This window comes from Enterobacter quasiroggenkampii (assembly GCF_043972695.1).
Classification (GTDB): Bacteria; Pseudomonadota; Gammaproteobacteria; order Enterobacterales; family Enterobacteriaceae; genus Enterobacter; species Enterobacter quasiroggenkampii.
Genome location: NZ_CP143745.1, coordinates 3,086,880 through 3,105,129, shown reverse-complemented (window position 1 = coordinate 3,105,129; position 18,250 = coordinate 3,086,880). Strand labels below are relative to the sequence as shown.

Sequence of the window (18,250 nt, the reverse complement as noted above, 5' to 3'; positions counted from 1 at the left end):
GTCAACCCTTAAAAAATAGTTCGATAATACTCGTACAATAGGACTATTATAGCAAACGAACGAATGCACGACCATCCTGGTCGTCACAAACATGTCATAGTGACTAAGGAAATATCATGCCCCGACCCATCCCTCTCGAACGTTATCGCAACATCGGTATCTCCGCGCATATCGATGCCGGTAAAACCACCACCACTGAGCGCATCCTGTTTTATACCGGGATGAGCCACAAGCTGGGTGAAGTACACGATGGCGCGGCAACCACTGACTGGATGGCGCAGGAGCAAGAGCGCGGGATCACCATTACGTCCGCGGCGGTTAGCTGCTTCTGGCCAGGCATGGACAGAGGCTATGAACCGCACCGGATCAACATCATCGACACCCCGGGGCACGTGGACTTCACCATTGAGGTGGAGCGTTCCATGCGCGTACTCGACGGTGCCGTGATGGTGTATGACTCCGTGGGCGGCGTGCAGCCGCAGTCGGAAACCGTCTGGCGTCAGGCCAATAAATATCACGTTCCGCGTCTGGCCTTCGTCAACAAAATGGACCGTCCGGGTGCCGATTTCTTCCGCGTCGTGCGGATGATGCAGGAACGCCTGAAGGCCAATCCGGTGCCGATTGTCATCCCGGTGGGGGCCGAAGATCACTTCACCGGCGTGGTGGATTTGATCAAGATGCGCACCATTCTGTGGGACGATGCGACGCAGGGCATGGTGTTTACCTATGCCCCCGTGCCGGACGATTTGGTCAGTACCGCCCAGGAATGGCGGGAAAAAATGGTCTCTGCGGCGGCGGAAGCCAGCGATGAATTGATGGACAAATACCTGGAAACCGGCGACCTGACGGAAGCGGAAATTATCAAAGGGCTACGTATTCGCACCATTTCGGGGGAAATCCAGCCGATGCTGTGCGGCAGCGCGTTCAAAAACAAAGGTGTACAGCGCATGCTCGATGCGGTGATTGAGCTTATGCCGTCGCCGCTGGACGTGCCGGCCATTGATGGCGTGGATGAAAAAGGGCAGCACGCGGAGCGTCACCCGAGTGATGATGAGCCGTTCTCGGCTCTGGCGTTCAAGTTGATGAGCGACCCGTACGTCGGACAACTGACCTTTATCCGCGTGTACTCTGGCGTACTGCGCAAAGGCGACGCGGTGTATAACCCGGTGAAAGGGAAGAAAGAGCGCATCGGACGTATCGTGCTGATGCATGCCAACGATCGCCACGAGGTGGACGAACTGCGCGCCGGGGATATCGCGGCCTGCGTCGGGCTGAAAGACGTGACCACCGGTGACACGCTCACCGATCCGAACGCCGTCATTACGCTTGAGCGCATGGAGTTCCCGGATCCGGTGATTTCGCTGGCGATTGAGCCGAAAACCAAAGGCGATCAGGAGAAAATGGGCATTGCGCTGCAGCGTCTGGCGGCAGAAGACCCGTCTTTCCGCCTGCACACTGACGAGGAGTCCGGCCAGACCATTATCTCCGGGATGGGTGAGTTACACCTTGAGATTATCGTCGACCGCATGAAGCGTGAGTTTGGCGTCGAAGCAAATATCGGTCGTCCGCAGGTGACCTACCGTGAAACCCTGCGTAAAACGGTGAAGGATATCGAAGGCAAATTTGTCCGACAGTCCGGCGGTAAAGGCCAGTACGGCCATGTGGTGCTGAGCCTGGAGCCGCTGGAGCCCGGAAGTGGCTTTAAATTTGAAGATGCCACTAAGGGCGGCGTGGTGCCGCGTGAGTATATTCCGTCCGTTGAGAAAGGGCTGCGGGAAGCGATGAACAGCGGCGTGCTGGCGGGCTATCCGGTCGTCGATGTCAAAGCGACGCTGACGTTTGGCTCGTATCACGACGTCGACTCCTCGGAGATGGCGTTCCGCATGGCGGCGATCCTCGGCTTTAAAGAGGGGGCCCGCAGGGCGGATCCGGTGATTCTTGAACCGATCATGCACGTGGAGGTGGAAACACCGGAAGAGTACGCCGGTAACATCATGGGCGATCTCTCATCCCGACGCGGCATGGTGCAGGGGATGGCAGAGCAGTACGGCAGCCAGATTATCCGCGCCGATGTACCGCTGGCAGAGATGTTTGGTTATGCCACGACATTGCGTTCGATGTCCCAGGGACGCGCGACGTATACGATGGAGTTCCACCATTTTGCGGAAGCCCCGCGGAATGTTGCGGATGAGATTATTTCACGGCGTGCGAAGTAGTTAATGAATTGCACATGGTAGTCGCTGGGCTACCATGTGCTTTTGCCGCTGTAGCAGAGGGCTTTCATAGACGTTTATTACTTGATCAGCGTGGCCGATCGAACTTTCCATTTCCCTTTTTCCTGAACGAGACAATCTGCTACAACGTGATCTTGTTTCTTACCAAATGCGATATAAACGTTTGTGCAAACGGCATCAAAATCAGAATGCAGAACGGTTATCTGATCCCAGTCCTCATCCCAGTCCTGCGCTTTAATGAACATATCAGCATCGGGCATGTCTTTTTCGTTACTGTCTCCTGAGTACATCTCCTTAATTGCATCAATTGTCCCGGAGGCAACGTATTCATTCATAATGTCTGGATTCAGCACTGGTGGTTTGTCCTGATTCAGCTGAGCGATATACCATTGATTGAATTTAAGCGCAGCCTGGCCTGGTGAAGATAGGCTATCTGCGACCGCGAAGGGAGACAGGGAAAAAAGGAAAAAGCAGAGTATTTTCATTAGTCGTGCCTGAACAGTTCGTAATGAGGCTGTATGTTTCGGTAAGCCTGTCCCGGATACAGGGTGCGTTGTACAAAATCGCTTATCCACTGCTGACCATCATAAATGCAAACGTGCCCGCTATCGTGACCCACTATATTTTGGATAACGGCTACGTCTCCGGCATGAGGTTGATCGTATACCAGGCGGAATCCAGCGTTGACCAATGTACGCCCCATATCTTTTGCCAGACGCGTATTGGGAATTTTTAATTTTCCCCCCGTTCTGATCGCTTCGGTGACGTAGCGAGCACAATAACCGGTGCTCTTCGGTTGGGCGTGTGATTTGGCATAGGAGATTGCGCCATCTTTATTCCATGACATTGATATTTCCTTAACGGGAGAGTGCTAATGCTGCAACTCCGGAAATATCCTCCGTTTTACAACTCAAGAGTAAACATAAAATGCCATAGAAATTTAATATAATTCAGCCATATATGATTTAAACAATCAATCCAGCGCCTTCACCATCTTTCCGCTCGCCACAAACGTCCCGGCTCCAAGATGATGCAGAGTATTGAGTTTATCCCCGTCAAACTGCCAGCGTCCGGCGATAAACGCCCGTTCATCCGCTGCCGCTGAAACCACTTCGCCAAACAGCGTGTCGTATTTCTCTGCAGCGGAGGTCACGGGTAATAACCGGCACTCCATCCACGCCAGGCATTTCTCTTCAATGACCGGCAGGCCGAGCTCTGGGCCATTCACCACCGGGATCCCATAGCAGTTGAATTTGTCCTCATCGCGCCCGCTGACGCTGCCGACCGCGTAAGTCCAGTTGGCCGCCGCCACGCCGGGGATAACGATGCCAAATTTCCCGCTGCGTTCGATCAGCTCGCGTGACCAGGTACTTTTGTCCACGACTATCGCGATGCGTGGCGGTTCAAACTCAACGGGCATTGACCATGCGGCGGCCATAACGTTACGTCTGTCCAGGCTCTCATCGCGGCTGGTGATCAGCACGGTAGGGCCGTGGTTCAGCAGACGGCTGGCATGACGTAATTCAACAGGGCGAAAGTGGCTCATAGGATCTCCTCATCTGTAACGATGAGTATGACGAAAAAGCACGTAAATCAAAGTGAGTGCGTAAAATTAGTTTATAAACAGAACATCACAATCAAAGGAAACTGATTCATGTCCCCATTCCTGACCGCCTATTTCGCCCGCATCGGCTGGACGCAACCGACACGGGTGGATATCGATACCCTGCGAGCGCTGCATTTACACCATAACTGTGCGATCCCTTTTGAGAATATTGACGTCGTGCTGCCGCGAGAAATCCAGCTTGACGATCGGTGCCTGGTCGACAAGCTGATCGCCGCCCGTCGCGGAGGATATTGCTTTGAGCAAAACGGCCTGTTTGAGCGGGTATTGCGTGAAGTCGGCTTCACGGTGCGCAGCGTGCTGGGACGCGTGGTATTAGCGAGCCCGCCGCAAATGCCGCCGCGCACGCACCGCCTGCTGCTGGTTGAGCTTAACGGCGAGCGCTGGATTGCGGACGTGGGGTTTGGCGGCCAGACGCTGACGGCGCCAATTCGTCTGCTCGCAGGTGAGGAACAGGAAACGCCGCACGGCCTGTATCGTCTGCTGAGCGAGGGTAACGACTGGGTGCTGCAGTTCCGTCACCACGAGCACTGGCAGTCGATGTACCATTTCGACCTGACGACACAGTATTTCAGTGATTACGTGATGGGGAATTTCTGGTCGGCGCACTGGCCGCAGTCGCACTTCCGCCATCATCTGCTGATGTGCCGCCATCTGCCGGACGGCGGCAAGCTGACGCTGACCAACTTCAACTTTACCCACTGGCAGAACGGTCACGTGGAGGAGCAGATCAACTTGCCGGATGCTGAGGCGCTTTACCAGTTGATGCAGAAACGCTTTGGGCTGGGCGTTGACGATCCTAAGCACGGTTTTTCACTCGCAGAATTGACGGCGGTGATGGCCGGGTTTGAAAGTCACGGGAAATAACGTCGCTTGCTATCAGCCACGAAATTCGCGTCGATAGCGGGAACGCGAAGTATTAAGCAGATTATTAAAGTGACGGCGCAAGGACGTTGTCGAGGGAAAACCGACACGCTCGGCAATATCGTCAACCGGCCGATCTGTTTTTTCGAGGTAACGTTGCGCGACGGTGATGCGTTGCTTGAGCAGCCGGCTCGAAAAACTCTCCCCGTTCGTTTGCTGAAACCGCCGGGTAAAACTGCGTCGGCTCATACAGGCCTTTTCCGCCACGCAGTCCAGCGTGAGTGCGAACTGAAGATTCTCTATCCCGTTGGCATTCCGTGGTAGGTTTTCCTGCTGCAACACGGCATGTTGCAGTCTTAATTGCCCGATGGCGGCTACACTTTACCAGGCTAGGAAAGGTTAAAACTGTAGGCCGGGTAAGGCGTAGCCGCCACCCGGCACCTGTCACAAATTCCGCTTAGCGAATAAGGATCGTTTTTCCTTCGCCATCAACCGATCGGGTTGGAATAACATAGCGATCAATGCCAATTAGTGTGCAAAACAAATCTCGGGTAAATATTTTATTTCCGAAATACCACGAATGGGATGGCATTCCTTTAATCCCTGCGGGTTCATCCTGCTCGAGAATAGCAGAATCACTTTCTAGTTTTTCGTAATACTGCGTGCAGTCTACATTTATTGCGTTTGAAGGTGCATTCTCAGGAAGACCAACACGCCCAACCCGAGGAGCTACGCCGACACGTTTGACATTTGATATATCCAGAGCCTGGTCGCGACGGCTGGAATAATTAGTGAGACGAATGCCATGACGGTAAATCGAATCACTTCGCGGGTCAGGGTTTGACATTACGCTGCTCGATACATCGCCTGCGACGAAAATGATCTGACTCACTTTCCAGGCACTATTTGGCAGGTTAGTATCATCCGCATCATCAAATGCTTCAGTGAGCACATAAGCCCCAGTTGAATGGCCCAGAACATGAATATTGATGGGACAGTCGGGTTTTTGTTTTTCTGATACGTAGGAAATTCCTTCTGTCATAAGGCGCATTGCGGTAAGTTTTGCCTTGTGACGGTCAGGTAAGTAGGCCAGTGCCTTATCATCACTTGGCCAGTCAAATGAAACCACTATTCCTTTAAAACCAATATCAGACAATCCGTTTGCCAAAAGCCTGTGTCGCTCGATCACTTCGCTCTCGCTCATGTTGTAACCATGAACAGAAAACAGTAAGTCCCCGCGCTTTTCACCTTTCTCGTTTCTCCACTGCGCACCTTGTATAACCTGATCAAACCATTTTTGCTCAGGAATGGCATGGTCGGGGCTGGGGTCCTCACCATCAGGAACAACCAAATAGCTTGTACCACCAATGTCGGCGGTAAATTTACCTCTTGTTGCTTTACGAACAGACATAACATATGAAGGCATGATTTAATCCCACGTTGAGTAAAAAGTTATCTTTGCTTGTAATGGAGAAAATCTACTCAAATATTGTATTATTTACTTTTGGCTAAATTGTCCTTTTTATAGGAAGGGCAGTATGAAGTGTATATGAGAACGCGAGTGATTTAGTACAATATGTTTCTTTTGTTAAGGAATTTGAGGTGGCTCTCATTATTTCTGATAATGCGTTAAATATTCATGGCATGAATGGGTGTGAAAGGGGGCGCGAAAATTAAGAACCTGTGCTACGCAACAGGCGCTTAATATATGGGTTAAATAACGACTCAGGAGGATTAATTCAATTCAAGGTCGATCAATTTATCGAGATGCCTGTTGAACGCGACCTCATCCATTTCGGGCATGTTTAAGATATACATCCCGTCAAGACCACACACCAGACCAATCAAGCGCCAGGCGATATTTTCCGGCCGATCGCCGGGACGAAATACCCCGGCCTCCGTTCCCGCGTTGATCAACGTCACCGTTTCCTGATGCCACATCTCCATGGTCATCACATAGGCGCCCTTAATGTCGGCATCGCGGCTGGCCAGGATCTGCGCTTCACGCCAGAGACGAATATAAGGCTCGAACCTGCCGTCATCGCTGCCGAGCATGGCATGAAGCTGTTCCCGCCATCCGGCCTGTTCACCCGCAACATCCGCATCCAGCAGTTCGCGGATTAACCGTACGAAGGCCAGCGATTTTAACTCCCCGCCGGAGGTAAAATGATGGTGAACCTGTCCGGTCGCGACGCCGGCTTCAGCCGCAACGCGGCGTACCGTCATTGCCGCCAGTCCTTCGGCCAGCGCCACGCGCATGGCGGCCTGTAAGATGGCTTCGCGCCGTTCATCCTTGCTCAGATATCGCATCGTTACTCACTCTCAATGGGAACGAAACGAGTGTAACAAAAAGCTGGACACGCGTTCAACTTTACGTAGGATCGCAATCTGGACATGTGTCCAGGTTTAAAATGAAAAGGAAATTTATGTTTCGTCAGTGGTTAGCGTTAGTGATTATCGTGCTGGTGTATATCCCGGTCGCGATTGACGCGACGGTGCTGCACGTGGCGGCGCCAACATTGAGCATGACGCTGGGCGCCAGCGGTAACGAATTATTGTGGATCATCGATATCTACTCGCTGGTGATGGCGGGTATGGTGCTGCCGATGGGCGCCCTGGGTGACCGCATCGGTTTTAAACGGCTGTTGATGATCGGCAGTACGCTGTTTGGTCTGTCATCGCTGGCGGCTGCGTTTGCCCCCTCAGCAGGGTGGCTGATCGCGGCGCGCGCCTCGCTGGCGATCGGTGCGGCGATGATTATTCCGGCCACCCTGGCAGGGATCCGCACGCTTTTTACCGACGCGAAAGATCGCAACATCGCGCTCGGCGTCTGGGCGGCGGTCGGTTCCGGCGGGGCGGCGTTTGGCCCGCTGATTGGCGGTATGCTGCTGGAGCATTTTTACTGGGGATCGGTGTTTTTAATCAACGTGCCGATCGTGCTGGTGGTCGTGTCCCTGGCCGCGCGTTTTGTGCCCCGTCAGCAGGGCCGCCCGGAGCAGCCGCTGAATATCAGCCATGCCATCATGCTGATTGTGGCGATTTTGCTGCTGGTCTACAGCGCCAAAACCGCGCTTAAGGGCGTACTGTCGCCGTGGCTGGTGGCCGCCGCGCTGGTTACCGGCTCGGTGCTGTTGTTTATCTTTGTGCGTATTCAGCTTCGTGCCCGCGTACCGATGATCGATATGCGTCTCTTCTGCCATCGCATTATTCTGAGCGGCGTGGTGATGGCGATGACCGCCATGATTGCCCTGGTCGGGTTTGAGCTGCTGATGGCGCAGGAGCTGCAGTTTGTCCATGGTTTTACGCCGTTCGAGGCGGGCATGTTTATGCTCCCGGTAATGGTGGCTAGCGGGTTCAGCGGACCGATTGCCGGTGTGCTGGTGGGCCGTCTGGGGCTACGCATTGTCGCTGCGGGGGGCATGGGGCTCAGCGCCGTCAGCTTTATCGGCCTGTCGACGCTCGACTTCAGCACGCAGCAGTGGCAGGCGTGGGGGCTGATGGTGCTGCTCGGCTTCAGTGCCGCCAGCGCGCTGCTGGCCTCGACTTCCGCCATTATGGCTGCTGCGCCGAAGGAGAAAGCCGCCGCCGCAGGGGCGATTGAAACCATGTCCTATGAGCTGGGGGCTGGGCTGGGGATCGCCATTTTTGGTCTGCTGTTGACCCGCAGCTTCTCGGCGTCGATTGACCTGCCGCAGGGGCTGAATGCCTCGCTCATCGATAAAGCCTCGTCATCGATTGGGGAAGCGATGAAGGTGGCGCAGGATCTGACGCCGTCCCTGGCGGAGCCGGTGATTGAGGCGGCGAAAAGTGCGTTTATTACCTCCCACAGCGTGGCGCTGGGCAGTGCGGGCGGCATGCTGCTGTTGCTGGCAGTGGGGATCTGGTTCAGCCTGGCGAAGGTCAATCCGCAGTAAACCGCGTGGTAAAACAGGGGCAGCGGTTGGCGCGGGCGGGGCAGATGAGCTATGTTTTTTAAAGGATTATCTGACTCTTGCTGGAAAATATGAGCCCGCGCCACAGCAGTGAACCGTCCCAACCTCTCTCCCGGTTAACCCTGCTTGCAGGGGGCGCGCTGGGTGTTGTTTTTGGTGATATCGGCACCAGCCCGCTTTATACCTTCCGGACTGTGCTTTCGCTCTCTGAGCATGACCCGACGCCCGACGTCATCCTGGGCCTGCTCTCCCTGATTACCTGGACGCTCATCCTGGTGACCTCCATCAAGTATGCCGCCTTCGCCATGCGAATTGATAATCATGGCGAGGGGGGCATTATGGCCCTGATGTCGCTTCTGGTGGAAAAAGGCAAAGGCGGTCGCTGGGTCATTTTTGCCGCCCTCATCGGCGCCGCGTTGATATACGGTGACGGCGCGATAACCCCGGCCATCTCCGTGCTTTCCGCCCTGGAAGGGCTGGAGATGGTCATTCCGGAGTCCCAGCCGTACATCTTACCCCTCACGGTTGCGGTGTTGCTGGCGCTGTTCCTGATCCAGCCTTTTGGTACCGCCCGCATAGGGAAGATATTTGGCCCGGTGATGGCGCTGTGGTTCCTGGCGATTGCGGCCCTGGGCGTGCGGGGGATCGTTCAGCACCCCTCGGTACTGTTGGCCCTTAATCCTGCTTACGGCATCGCGTTTTTGTTTTCGAACGGGTACACCAGTTTTCTGGTCCTGGGGGGCGTATTTCTCTGCGTGACGGGGGCCGAGGCGCTGTACGCCGACATGGGGCATTTCGGTAAAAAGCCCATCTGGTTTGCCTGGTACGGCGTCGTCTTTCCTTCGCTGCTGCTCAACTATGCTGGTCAGTCAGCGTTGATTCTGGCCGGTGCCGACAGCAAACAAAATCTATTCTATACGCTCTGTCCGCCAGCCCTTCAGGTGCCGCTCATCATTCTTGCCGCGCTGGCGACGATCATTGCCAGTCAGGCGATTATTACCGGCGCTTTTTCCATGACGCGTCAGGCGATTCAGCTCGGCTGGTTACCCCGGCTACGCATCAAACAGACGGCGGCAGAAAGCTACGGTCAGATCTATATCGGGATAATAAACTGGCTGCTGATGGTGGTGACGATAGGCCTGGTGGTGTTCTTTAAATCCTCCGATAAGCTTGCCGCGGCGTACGGCATTGCCGTGTCGTTAACCATGCTGATGACGACAGGACTGCTGTTTGTCGCTATGCGGGAAGTATGGCGCTGGAGCCTGTTCAGCAGCGGGATCATCGCCCTCTGTTTCCTGACGATCGATGCCACCTTCTTATTTGCCAATCTGATTAAGGTCCTTGAGGGCGGCTACATCCCGCTGCTAATGGCCGCCGCCATTTGTACGGTGATGCTGATCTGGCATCGCGGCGTGCAGGCGGTATCCGCGTCGGTGGGCGAGAAGGGCGTCAGCGTGGATGCGTTCTTTGCCCAGCTTCAGCAAAAAACGGTGCCCAGAGTGACGGGCTCTGCCGTCTTTTTGACCCGCACGCAGAACAATATCCCACCGGTAATGCGCTGGCATGTCGCGCGAAACCGGGCGCTACAGCAGGACGTGTTGTCGCTGACCATTGATATTCTTAACGTGCCCTACGTCGGAGAAGAGCAGCGTATCAGGGTGGAGCAGCGCGCGCCGGGCTACTGGCACGGCGTGGCGCAATATGGCTTTATGGAACACCCGGACATCCCGCGTTTGTTGCAGGGCGTCAGCGAGATTAACGCAATTTTTGCCACGGACGACGCCACCTGGTATGTCGGACATGAAACCATTGTGGCAGGCGAAGGCGGGGCCGGTATGGCGGCCTGGCAACGACACATTTTTGCCTTCATGAAGCGCAACTGCACGCACGTCATCAACCACTACCACCTTCCCAGCGATCGAGTGGTTGAAATCAGCCGCCGCGTTGCCGTCTAGCGTCGCGCGAAAGCAGGGGCTGCTTTCGCGCCGTTCTAGCTCTCCTGGGCCGCGGACAGGACGCTGTGCAACAGCACGTTCGCCCCTTTCTCGGACCACTCCGGCAGGATCCTTTCCGCTTCGTTATGGCTGATGCCTTTCACGCAGGGGATAAAGATCATGCTGGCAGGGGCAATGTTGCTGACATAGCAGGTGTCATGTCCCGCACCCGAGACCATCGATTTCGACGAATAGCCCAGTTCTGCCACCGCCTTCTCCGTGCGAGCCAGACATTGGGCATCAAACGCGATGGGCGCGTAGTCAAAAATGCGCTCAACGAGAGCCGACACGCCGCGCAGGCTCAGGCTTTCCGCTACCTTATGCAGCGCTGCCTCCATGGCTTCCAGTGCCGCCTGCGCCGGATGGCGAAACTCCACGCTGCATACCACGCGAGACGGCACGACGTTGCGCGAGTTTGGCGTAACCTGCGCCATACCGATCGTCGCACGCCCGTCCGGTGCATGCCGATAGCCAATCTCTTCCACCTTCAGCGCCAGCTCGGCGAAGGCCGTCAGCGCGTCGCGGCGGCTGTGCATCGGCGTGGTGCCCGCGTGGGCGGCAAATCCTTCCAGCGTCAGGGTAAACCAGCGCTGGCCCATTGCCGCGCGGACGAGTCCGATATCCAGGGCTTCGTCTTCCAGAATCGGTCCCTGTTCGATGTGCAGCTCGTAGCAGGCGTGAACCGGAAACGCGCGGGCAGGGGCTTCACCCCGATAGCCAATGCTCTCCAGCGCTTCACCCACAGTGATGCCATCGTGATCGGCGCGGGCATGAGCGTACGCTTCGCTAAACTGCCCCGTCCAGACCCCTGAAGCGAGCATGGCTGGCGCGAAGCGCGCGCCTTCTTCATTGGTCCAGTTAACCAGCACGATGTCACGCTCCGTCTCAGCGTGATGGTCATTGAGGGTACGCAGCAGCTCCAGCCCGGCCAGCACGCCGTAAACCCCGTCGTAGTTCCCCCCCAGCGGCTGGGTATCCACGTGTGAACCGGTCATGACCGGGGCAAGCTGCGGGTTTTTTCCCGCGCGGCGGATAAACATATTGCCCATGCTGTCGACGTCACAGGTAAAACCGGCGTCCAGCGCCCAGTCGCGCAGCAGGTTACGCGCAACACGATCTTCCTCGCTTAATGCCAGACGGGTGACGCCACCGGCGGGCGTGCCGCCGATCTGCGCCATCATCTCAAGCGTTGACCACAACCGTTCGGCGTTGACGCGGATCATGGCTTGTCCTTGCTGCTGCGGTAGCGGAAATCACAGCACGCACCGCCTTGCATAATGGTAGTGGTGCGGGTTAGCTCAACGTCCGGCGCATAGCCAACGATGAATTTTTCATCGCGCGCGCAGGAGAGCAGGTGGCCAATCTCGCCCAGCCCCATCTCGTGGTACATCTCCGCGTAGCGACAGCGGGTCACGTTATAGTTGTACTGCTGGTCGTCGGCGTCGATCACCTTCACCTCCAGGGCGTTATCTTTCTCCCACAGATACTGCAGGGCGATAAAGCTCTTGATGTTCGCGCCGTTGGGTTCTTTGCTGGCAAACGCTTTGCCAGCGTCAATCGCGGCCTGCTCAATGGCCTCGCCAATCACCGCCTGGGCGCGGGCTTTCCCTATCTCGCGCACCAGGATTTCATAAATTGGCTTAATAATTTCGGCTTCAATTTTGCGGCGGGCGAGAATGCCCAGCTCGTTATTATCACTCATCACATTGCCTCGCTGCGTTACTTCGCTTTTGCGCCGCCCAGCACGGTCTGCGGCTGCCATTTGCCGTCGACAACCTTGTAGACCGTGAACGACGGCGATTTCAGGTTGCCCTCTTTATCAAACGCGATCTGCCCGGTGACGCCGGAATAGCTAATGGCGCGCAGGGCAGGCAGATACGCGGAAGGCTCAACGGAGTCTGCTTTTTCCATTGCAGCAACCAGCACGCGGGTGGCGTCATAGGCGAACGGGGCGTGCAGTTCGATATGGGTGTGGTAGCGGGACTGATAGGCCTGTTCGAATGCCTTTCCACCCGGCATCTGGTCAACGGGCAGACCCGGCTCCAGCGCCACAACGCCTTCGCCTTCTTTCTGCGCCAGCTTGAGGAACGTCTGGCTGACGAATCCGCCTGCGCCCATCAGCGTGGCATTCATGCCCAGCTGTTTGATGCGACGGGCCAGCGGTGCGGCCTGGCTGTCGACGCCGCCGAAGAAGATCAGATCGGCGTTTTTACTGCGGATAGCGGTCAGTACGGCGCTGAAATCGACCGTTTTGTCATCCACGTACTGACGATCGACAATTTTCACGCCCTGGGATTCCAGCGATTTAATAAACTGGTCTGCAAGCCCCTGACCAAATGCGGTGCGGTCGTCGATCACCGCAATGCGTTTGGCTTTCAGGGTATTGACCGCATACTGACCGGCGAGCTGGCCGCCGTCATCGTCGTGTCCCATCACGCGGAAGCTGGTATCAAAACCTTGTTGCGTATAGGCGTGACCGGTCGCGACCGGGGCCACCTGGGCGATGCCTGCATCGTGATAAATGCGGGCCGCAGGAATGCTGGTGCCGGTGTTCCAGTGGCCGACCACGCCCGCCACATCGCTGTCCACCAGACGCTGCGCGACGGCCACGGCGGTACGCGGGTCAGACTGATCGTCTTCGGACTGCAGTTTGAAGGTGACCGCTTTGCCGCCGATAGTCGGGTGCTGCTTGTTAATGTCGTCAATGGCCAGCTGCGCGCCGTTCTCCAGATCTTTCCCGATACGGGCAGATGGGCCGGTCAGCGGGCCTGCCAGACCGATGACCACGGTTTCGCTGTCAGCGGCCCACGTGGCCGTCGAGGCAAAGCTGCCGAGGAGAATAGCGGCGCTGAGCGCACTGATTTTTACTGTTTTCATTGTATTTCCCTGATGTTGGCTGGTGTGGTTAAACGGGCATTTCGCCCAAATAAATCTGTGCAATCTGGTCGTCGTTAAGCAGCGCTGTCGATTCGCCATGATGAACAATGCTGCCGCTGTCCATCACCCACGCGCTGTCGGTCACTTCCAGCGCGAGCCGGGCGTTTTGTTCAATAAGCAGCAGGGCGACACCGCGCTCACGCAGCCCGGCGATCACGGCAAAAATGTTCTCGACCATCTTCGGGGCAAGGCCCATCGAAGGCTCGTCGAGGATCAATAGACGCGGGCGGCTGAGCAGGGCGCGGTTAAGGGCCAGCAGCTGTTGCTCACCGCCGGACAACAGCCCGGCAAGCTGATGCTGGCGTTCGCCCAGACGCGGGAAGCGCTCGAATATCTCGTTCATCTCGCGCTTAACGGTGACAGTGTCACGCCTTAGCCAGGCGCCCATCTGCAGGTTTTCCAGTACCGTCATGCGGGAGAAGATGCCGCGCCCCTCCGGAACCATCACCAGTCCGTCGCGAAGCAGGGTCTCCGGGCTCTGTTTACGCACCGCTTTACCGCTGAATTCAATACTGCCGCTAAAACTTTCCAGCCCGGTAATAGCGCGTACGGTGGAGCTTTTCCCCGCGCCGTTCGCGCCGATCAGCGTAGCCTGTTCGCCCTCGCGCAGGGTAAAGGAGACGTCGCGTACGGCCTGAATGCCGCCGTAATGCACGTCCAGACGTTCTACCTTCAGTAATTCAGACATGGGCGTTGCCTCCAAGCCAGGCGGCGATCACTGCCGGATCGCGCCGCACGTTTTCCGGCGTGCCGCTGGCAAGCGTTTTGCCGTAATCAAGGACCGTCAGGCGGTCGCAGATGCCCATCACCAGCTTGACGTCATGTTCAATCATCAGCAGGGTTTTGCCGTCATCGCGGATGCGGATGAGCAGCTCGCCGAGCGCCACTTTTTCCGCCGCGTTCATCCCGGCGGCGGGCTCGTCCAGCGCCAGCAGCAGCGGATCTGTTGCCAGCGCGCGGGCGATTTCCAGGCGACGCTGATGGCCATAGGCCAGATCGCAGGCGCGATAGTGGGCGAACTGCGCAATGCCGGTATAGTCCAGCCAGTGCCAGGCCAGTTCGCGGGTCTGTTTCTCTTCCTCACGGGCGCGTTTGTGGCGGCTCAGCGCGGCCCACAGGCCGTTACGGGTGCGCACGTGGCGGCCCACCATCACGTTTTCCAGTACCGACATGTCGTTGAAGAGGCGCACGTTCTGGAAGGTGCGCGCAATCCCGGCGGCGGTCACTTTCTCTATGTGTTTTGGGAAATAGGGCTTATCCGCTATCGAAAACTCGCCGCTGTCCGCCGGATAAAGGCCGGTGATGAGGTTAAAGCAGGTGGTTTTTCCCGCGCCGTTGGGGCCGATCAGCCCGTAGATCTCGCCTCTGTTCACGGTTATCGAAACGTCATCTACAGCAGTCAGCCCGCCGAAGCGTTTTGTCATGTTGCGTACGGTTAACAGGCTCATGCCTTCGCCTCCTTGTGGCGAACCGGCCAGATCCCGGACGGGCGCACCAGCATCACCAGCACCAGTGCCAGACCGTAAAACAGCTGTCGCAGCACTTCCGGGTCAATCAGCACCGTACCGAACAGCGCCTGCTGAACCGGCGCTGCCTGGCTGCGCAGCAGTTCCGGCAGGGCGGTAAGCAGTACCGCGCCCAGGATCACGCCCGGAATGTGCCCCATGCCGCCCAGCACCACCATCGCCAGTACGGCAATCGATTCCTGTAACGTGAAGGATTCCGGGGAGACAAAGCCCTGAAACGCGCCGAAAAGCGCACCCGCCACGCCGCCAAAGGAGGCGCCCATCGCAAAGGCGAGCAATTTATAGTTACGCACGTTGATGCCCATCGCGCGCGCCACATCTTCATCCTCGCGGATGGCGTGCCAGGCGCGACCAATGCGGGAATGCTGCAGGCGCAGGCAGACAAAAATAATCGCCACAATGACCAGCATCAGCAGGTAGTACCACAGCCACAGGGCAGGCACTTTGAAACCAAACCAGTAGTATACGCCACTGAACTTCAGGCCGAACAGGTTCAGCGTATCCACCCCGGTAATGCCCTTTGCGCCGTTGGTAATGTTTACCGGACGGTCGAGGTTACGCATCAGGATGCGAATAATTTCGCCAAAGCCGAGGGTCACTATCGCCAGGTAGTCCCCGCGCAGCTTGAGCGTAGGAGCACCGAGTAAAATCCCGCAAACTGCCGCGACGAGGGCCGCTAGCGGAATGATGAGCAGATACGAGGTGTGCAGCCCGTCCGGGAACCAGACGCCGAGGATTGGAAGCACCTCCAGCAGGTGTGGGGAGGCCATCAGCGCAGCGAGATAGGCGCCGACCGCGTAAAAGGCGATAAAGCCCATGTCCAGCAGGCCGGTATAGCCCACCACAATGTTTAGCCCCAGCGCCAGCATGATGTAGAGCAGGGCGAAGTCGATGACGCGCACCCAGTAGTTGCCGCCAAGCTGCGTGGCCACCACGGGAGCAATCAGCAGCGCAAGGCAGAACAGGCTCATGCCTGACCAGAATTTGCGTGTCGTCGCCGGGGTCTGGAGTTGAAGTGTTGTCATGGTATTCCTTACGCCCTGTGCGCCACGCGCTCGCCCAGCAGGCCAGCCGGACGGAAGACCAACACCAGGATCAGCACCATAAAGGCAAAGACATCCTGATAGTTGCTGCCAAATACGCCATGGGTCAGTTCACCGAGGTAACCTGCGCCCAGCGCTTCGATAATGCCGAGCAGGATGCCGCCAATCATGGCGCCACGAATGTTACCAATGCCCCCCAGCACGGCGGCGGTAAAGGCCTTGATCCCGGGCAAAAAGCCCATCGAGAAGCTGGCGTTACCGTAATTGCTGGCCATCATCACGCCTGCCAGCGCGGCAAACACGCCGCCAATGGCAAACGTCAGGGTGATGATGGCGTTTGGGTTAACCCCCATCAGCGTGGCCACGCGTGGGTTTTCCGCCACGGCGCGCATGCCGCGCCCCAGACGGGTGTATTCCACCAGCAGCCACAGGCCGGTCATCACAGCCAGCGCCAGCGCCACGGTGACAATGCCGGTAACGGTCACGATGGCGGGCGGGTGCGTTTCACTTCCAGACGTCACGGCAATCGGATCCATGGGCAGGATCTGCGGGAACATCAGCGGGTTGCGTGTCCAGATAATCATCGCCACGGTTTGCAGCAGGACGGAGACGCCGATACCCGAGATCAGCGGCGCGAGCCGCGGGGCGTTGCGCAGTCGACGATAGGCTAAGCGTTCCACGGCCATCGCCAGCACGGCGCAAACGGCCATGGCAATCATCAGGGCAATGCCAAGCTGCAACAGCAGCGGCATATGCGGGAAGGTGGTGTTCAGGGCGTTCATGGCGGAGAGCGTGGTGAGCGCGCCGACCATCAGAATATCGCCGTGGGCAAAGTTAATAATGCGCAAAATGCCATACACCATGGTATAGCCCAGCGCGATCAGCGCGTAGATGCTTCCCAGCATCACACCGTTGATCAGTTGTTGTATGAGTGTATCCAACGTCTGTACCCGCAAAGTGCTCGTTCTGCGGCTACCATCCAATAAATGAATTAAATTGTAAAATACGCATCTATTATTTCTTATGATAAATAAATATTGTTTTATCTTTATGATTTATATGAAAATAGTTTATGCCTGCTTTTGGGTGAAAAGCCTAAAGAAATCAACATATGAATAAAACAGAACAATTGGCGAATCTGGCGGCGTATGCAGAAAGCCGCCTGGCAAACGATCCGCCGCTTCGGGCCGTACGTGCCTTTGAGGCCATCGCCCGGCTGGGCAGCGTCACGCTGGCCGCACAGGAGCTGAATATCTCTCCGTCGGCCGTCAGCCATCAGCTCAAGGTGCTCGAAGGATACCTGCAAATGCCGCTCACGGAACGTCAGGGGCGCAGGCTGGTGCTGAGCCAGCACGGGCGGGAATATTACCGCTCGATCCGTGCGGCGTTTAACGTGCTGCGCCAGGCGACGGAGCATCTGGCGGAGCAGGCGCAAACGCGTCAGGTCACCATCAGCCTGATCCCGCTGTTTGGTATGGGGTGGTTTATCCCACGTTTGCCTGCGTTTATGCGCGCCAATCCCCAAACCGAGATCAACGTGGTGTATGCCAACCACCGTAACTATCTGAGCGACGCGTCGGATATGTCGATTCGTTTTGGCAACGGGCAGTGGGCGGGCTATCAGAGTGAAAAGCTGATTTCCGGTCAGATGGTGCCGGTGTGCAGCCGCGCGTTTTTACGCATTCATGGCCATATCGATACGCCTGAGCAGTTGCTGCAAATGCCGCTCCTGCACGATGAAGAGCGCACGAGCTGGACGCAGTGGTTTTTGTTGCAGGGGGTAAAACGTCCTCTCCGGCGCAGCGGCCCGCTGTTTGAAGACGGACTGTTGACGCTGGCGGGCGTACAGGCTGGTCTGGGCTGTGCGCTAATGCGTGAGCCGCTGATTGCGCCGTATCTTGAGAGCGGTGAGCTGGTGAAGATATTTGACCTACCGATTGATGACGGGCGCGATTATTACCTCTGCGTGCGTTCAGATACAGAAATGACCGAGGACGGCAAGCTGCTGCAAACCTGGCTGCGTCGGGCGGCGGGCCATGAATAAACGCCCTGAATAGAAAAAAGGCCAGCGATAATCGCCGGCCTTTTGTCCTGAC

The 18,250-nt window shown here is 56.8% G+C and carries 17 protein-coding genes and 1 pseudogene; 5 read left to right on the top strand and 13 right to left on the bottom strand.

Translation table 11 applies throughout. The features are described 5' to 3' along the window. The first annotated feature begins 116 nt into the window (after positions 1 to 116). Positions 117 to 2,216 carry an elongation factor G gene (fusA, locus tag V1572_RS14925; protein ID WP_039262847.1) on the top strand — a complete coding sequence of 700 codons (2,100 nt, stop codon included), beginning with the start codon at positions 117 to 119 and terminating at the stop codon, positions 2,214 to 2,216. Between the two features lie 77 nt (positions 2,217 to 2,293). Here the strand turns inward: fusA and V1572_RS14920 are convergent, their stop codons facing one another. The 3 genes from V1572_RS14920 to V1572_RS14910 form a co-directional block, all read right to left on the bottom strand. Next, positions 2,294 to 2,719: a DUF3828 domain-containing protein gene (locus V1572_RS14920; protein ID WP_395299326.1), complete on the bottom strand. Its 426-nt coding sequence runs from the start codon at positions 2,717 to 2,719 to the stop codon at positions 2,294 to 2,296. Beyond that, complete coding sequence (locus tag V1572_RS14915) at positions 2,719 to 3,081, bottom strand: hypothetical protein (protein WP_024909588.1); 363 nt, start codon at positions 3,079 to 3,081, stop codon at positions 2,719 to 2,721. The genes V1572_RS14920 and V1572_RS14915 overlap by 1 nt, the downstream gene beginning before the upstream one ends. Before the next feature lie 126 nt (positions 3,082 to 3,207). After that, positions 3,208 to 3,780: a flavin reductase family protein gene (locus V1572_RS14910; protein WP_033145657.1), complete on the bottom strand. Its 573-nt coding sequence runs from the start codon at positions 3,778 to 3,780 to the stop codon at positions 3,208 to 3,210. Positions 3,781 to 3,888: 108 nt separating this feature from the next. Between V1572_RS14910 and nhoA the strand changes: the two genes are divergently transcribed. After that, the gene (gene nhoA / locus V1572_RS14905) at positions 3,889 to 4,725 is read left to right on the top strand and encodes an N-hydroxyarylamine O-acetyltransferase (RefSeq protein WP_252077076.1); all 837 of its coding nucleotides are present in this window, start codon (positions 3,889 to 3,891) and stop codon (positions 4,723 to 4,725) included. A 12-nt stretch (positions 4,726 to 4,737) separates the two neighbouring features. Here nhoA and V1572_RS14900 read toward each other — a convergent pair. The 3 genes and pseudogenes from V1572_RS14900 to V1572_RS14890 form a co-directional block, all read right to left on the bottom strand. Then, positions 4,738 to 5,022 (bottom strand): annotated as a pseudogene (locus V1572_RS14900) (helix-turn-helix domain-containing protein); the annotation flags it as partial. A 157-nt stretch (positions 5,023 to 5,179) separates the two neighbouring features. Then, positions 5,180 to 6,148, bottom strand: coding sequence for an alpha/beta hydrolase (locus V1572_RS14895; RefSeq protein ID WP_252077078.1), 969 nt, complete (start codon positions 6,146 to 6,148; stop codon positions 5,180 to 5,182). A 308-nt stretch (positions 6,149 to 6,456) separates the two neighbouring features. Then, positions 6,457 to 7,032 carry a TetR family transcriptional regulator gene (locus V1572_RS14890; protein ID WP_262805193.1) on the bottom strand — a complete coding sequence of 192 codons (576 nt, stop codon included), beginning with the start codon at positions 7,030 to 7,032 and terminating at the stop codon, positions 6,457 to 6,459. Positions 7,033 to 7,148: 116 nt separating this feature from the next. On the opposite strand from V1572_RS14890, the gene V1572_RS14885 reads away from it, so the two are divergent. After that, positions 7,149 to 8,636 (top strand): MFS transporter, encoded by a 1,488-nt coding sequence (locus V1572_RS14885; RefSeq protein WP_090392474.1) that lies wholly within the window; start codon positions 7,149 to 7,151, stop codon positions 8,634 to 8,636. Positions 8,637 to 8,725: 89 nt separating this feature from the next. Next, on the top strand, positions 8,726 to 10,609 hold the full coding sequence (locus tag V1572_RS14880) for a potassium transporter Kup (protein WP_048029934.1): 1,884 nt from the start codon (positions 8,726 to 8,728) through the stop codon (positions 10,607 to 10,609). 35 nt (positions 10,610 to 10,644) lie between these two features. Here V1572_RS14880 and V1572_RS14875 read toward each other — a convergent pair whose 3' ends face one another. The 7 genes from V1572_RS14875 to V1572_RS14845 are packed head-to-tail and all read right to left on the bottom strand — an operon-like array spanning position 10,645 to position 17,095. Beyond that, positions 10,645 to 11,871: a Zn-dependent hydrolase gene (locus V1572_RS14875; protein ID WP_395299325.1), complete on the bottom strand. Its 1,227-nt coding sequence runs from the start codon at positions 11,869 to 11,871 to the stop codon at positions 10,645 to 10,647. Continuing rightward, positions 11,868 to 12,350, bottom strand: coding sequence for an L-2-amino-thiazoline-4-carboxylic acid hydrolase (locus V1572_RS14870; RefSeq protein WP_023619185.1), 483 nt, complete (start codon positions 12,348 to 12,350; stop codon positions 11,868 to 11,870). Before V1572_RS14870 ends, V1572_RS14875 begins: the two co-directional genes overlap by 4 nt. Before the next feature lie 17 nt (positions 12,351 to 12,367). Continuing rightward, positions 12,368 to 13,525 (bottom strand): branched-chain amino acid ABC transporter substrate-binding protein, encoded by a 1,158-nt coding sequence (locus V1572_RS14865; protein ID WP_048223361.1) that lies wholly within the window; start codon positions 13,523 to 13,525, stop codon positions 12,368 to 12,370. A gap of 28 nt (positions 13,526 to 13,553) precedes the next feature. Then, positions 13,554 to 14,273 carry an ABC transporter ATP-binding protein gene (locus V1572_RS14860; RefSeq protein ID WP_069719167.1) on the bottom strand — a complete coding sequence of 240 codons (720 nt, stop codon included), beginning with the start codon at positions 14,271 to 14,273 and terminating at the stop codon, positions 13,554 to 13,556. Beyond that, the gene (locus V1572_RS14855) at positions 14,266 to 15,033 is read right to left on the bottom strand and encodes an ABC transporter ATP-binding protein (RefSeq protein WP_048029857.1); all 768 of its coding nucleotides are present in this window, start codon (positions 15,031 to 15,033) and stop codon (positions 14,266 to 14,268) included. Before V1572_RS14855 ends, V1572_RS14860 begins: the two co-directional genes overlap by 8 nt. Further along, positions 15,030 to 16,136, bottom strand: a complete 1,107-nt coding sequence (locus V1572_RS14850; RefSeq protein ID WP_395299324.1) for a branched-chain amino acid ABC transporter permease — start codon at positions 16,134 to 16,136, stop codon at positions 15,030 to 15,032. The genes V1572_RS14855 and V1572_RS14850 overlap by 4 nt, the downstream gene beginning before the upstream one ends. Positions 16,137 to 16,144: 8 nt before the next feature. Beyond that, positions 16,145 to 17,095, bottom strand: coding sequence for a branched-chain amino acid ABC transporter permease (locus V1572_RS14845; protein ID WP_395299323.1), 951 nt, complete (start codon positions 17,093 to 17,095; stop codon positions 16,145 to 16,147). Positions 17,096 to 17,265: 170 nt separating this feature from the next. Here V1572_RS14845 and V1572_RS14840 point away from each other — a divergent pair, with 170 nt between their 5' ends. Further along, on the top strand, positions 17,266 to 18,198 hold the full coding sequence (locus V1572_RS14840; protein WP_325841338.1) for a LysR substrate-binding domain-containing protein: 933 nt from the start codon (positions 17,266 to 17,268) through the stop codon (positions 18,196 to 18,198). The last annotated feature ends 52 nt before the right edge of the window (positions 18,199 to 18,250 follow it).

What these genes read in the sequence shown, in the direction of transcription:
- fusA (WP_039262847.1), top strand. Translation starts at nt 117, where the DNA reads ATGCCCCGACCCATCCCTCTCGAACGTTATCGCAACATCGGTATCTCC.
- V1572_RS14920 (WP_395299326.1), bottom strand. Translation starts at nt 2,719, where the DNA reads ATGAAAATACTCTGCTTTTTCCTTTTTTCCCTGTCTCCCTTCGCGGTC.
- V1572_RS14915 (WP_024909588.1), bottom strand. Translation starts at nt 3,081, where the DNA reads ATGTCATGGAATAAAGATGGCGCAATCTCCTATGCCAAATCACACGCC.
- V1572_RS14910 (WP_033145657.1), bottom strand. Translation starts at nt 3,780, where the DNA reads ATGAGCCACTTTCGCCCTGTTGAATTACGTCATGCCAGCCGTCTGCTG.
- nhoA (WP_252077076.1), top strand. Translation starts at nt 3,889, where the DNA reads ATGTCCCCATTCCTGACCGCCTATTTCGCCCGCATCGGCTGGACGCAA.
- V1572_RS14895 (WP_252077078.1), bottom strand. Translation starts at nt 6,148, where the DNA reads ATGCCTTCATATGTTATGTCTGTTCGTAAAGCAACAAGAGGTAAATTT.
- V1572_RS14890 (WP_262805193.1), bottom strand. Translation starts at nt 7,032, where the DNA reads ATGCGATATCTGAGCAAGGATGAACGGCGCGAAGCCATCTTACAGGCC.
- V1572_RS14885 (WP_090392474.1), top strand. Translation starts at nt 7,149, where the DNA reads ATGTTTCGTCAGTGGTTAGCGTTAGTGATTATCGTGCTGGTGTATATC.
- V1572_RS14880 (WP_048029934.1), top strand. Translation starts at nt 8,726, where the DNA reads ATGAGCCCGCGCCACAGCAGTGAACCGTCCCAACCTCTCTCCCGGTTA.
- V1572_RS14875 (WP_395299325.1), bottom strand. Translation starts at nt 11,871, where the DNA reads ATGATCCGCGTCAACGCCGAACGGTTGTGGTCAACGCTTGAGATGATG.
- V1572_RS14870 (WP_023619185.1), bottom strand. Translation starts at nt 12,350, where the DNA reads ATGAGTGATAATAACGAGCTGGGCATTCTCGCCCGCCGCAAAATTGAA.
- V1572_RS14865 (WP_048223361.1), bottom strand. Translation starts at nt 13,525, where the DNA reads ATGAAAACAGTAAAAATCAGTGCGCTCAGCGCCGCTATTCTCCTCGGC.
- V1572_RS14860 (WP_069719167.1), bottom strand. Translation starts at nt 14,273, where the DNA reads ATGTCTGAATTACTGAAGGTAGAACGTCTGGACGTGCATTACGGCGGC.
- V1572_RS14855 (WP_048029857.1), bottom strand. Translation starts at nt 15,033, where the DNA reads ATGAGCCTGTTAACCGTACGCAACATGACAAAACGCTTCGGCGGGCTG.
- V1572_RS14850 (WP_395299324.1), bottom strand. Translation starts at nt 16,136, where the DNA reads ATGACAACACTTCAACTCCAGACCCCGGCGACGACACGCAAATTCTGG.
- V1572_RS14840 (WP_325841338.1), top strand. Translation starts at nt 17,266, where the DNA reads ATGAATAAAACAGAACAATTGGCGAATCTGGCGGCGTATGCAGAAAGC.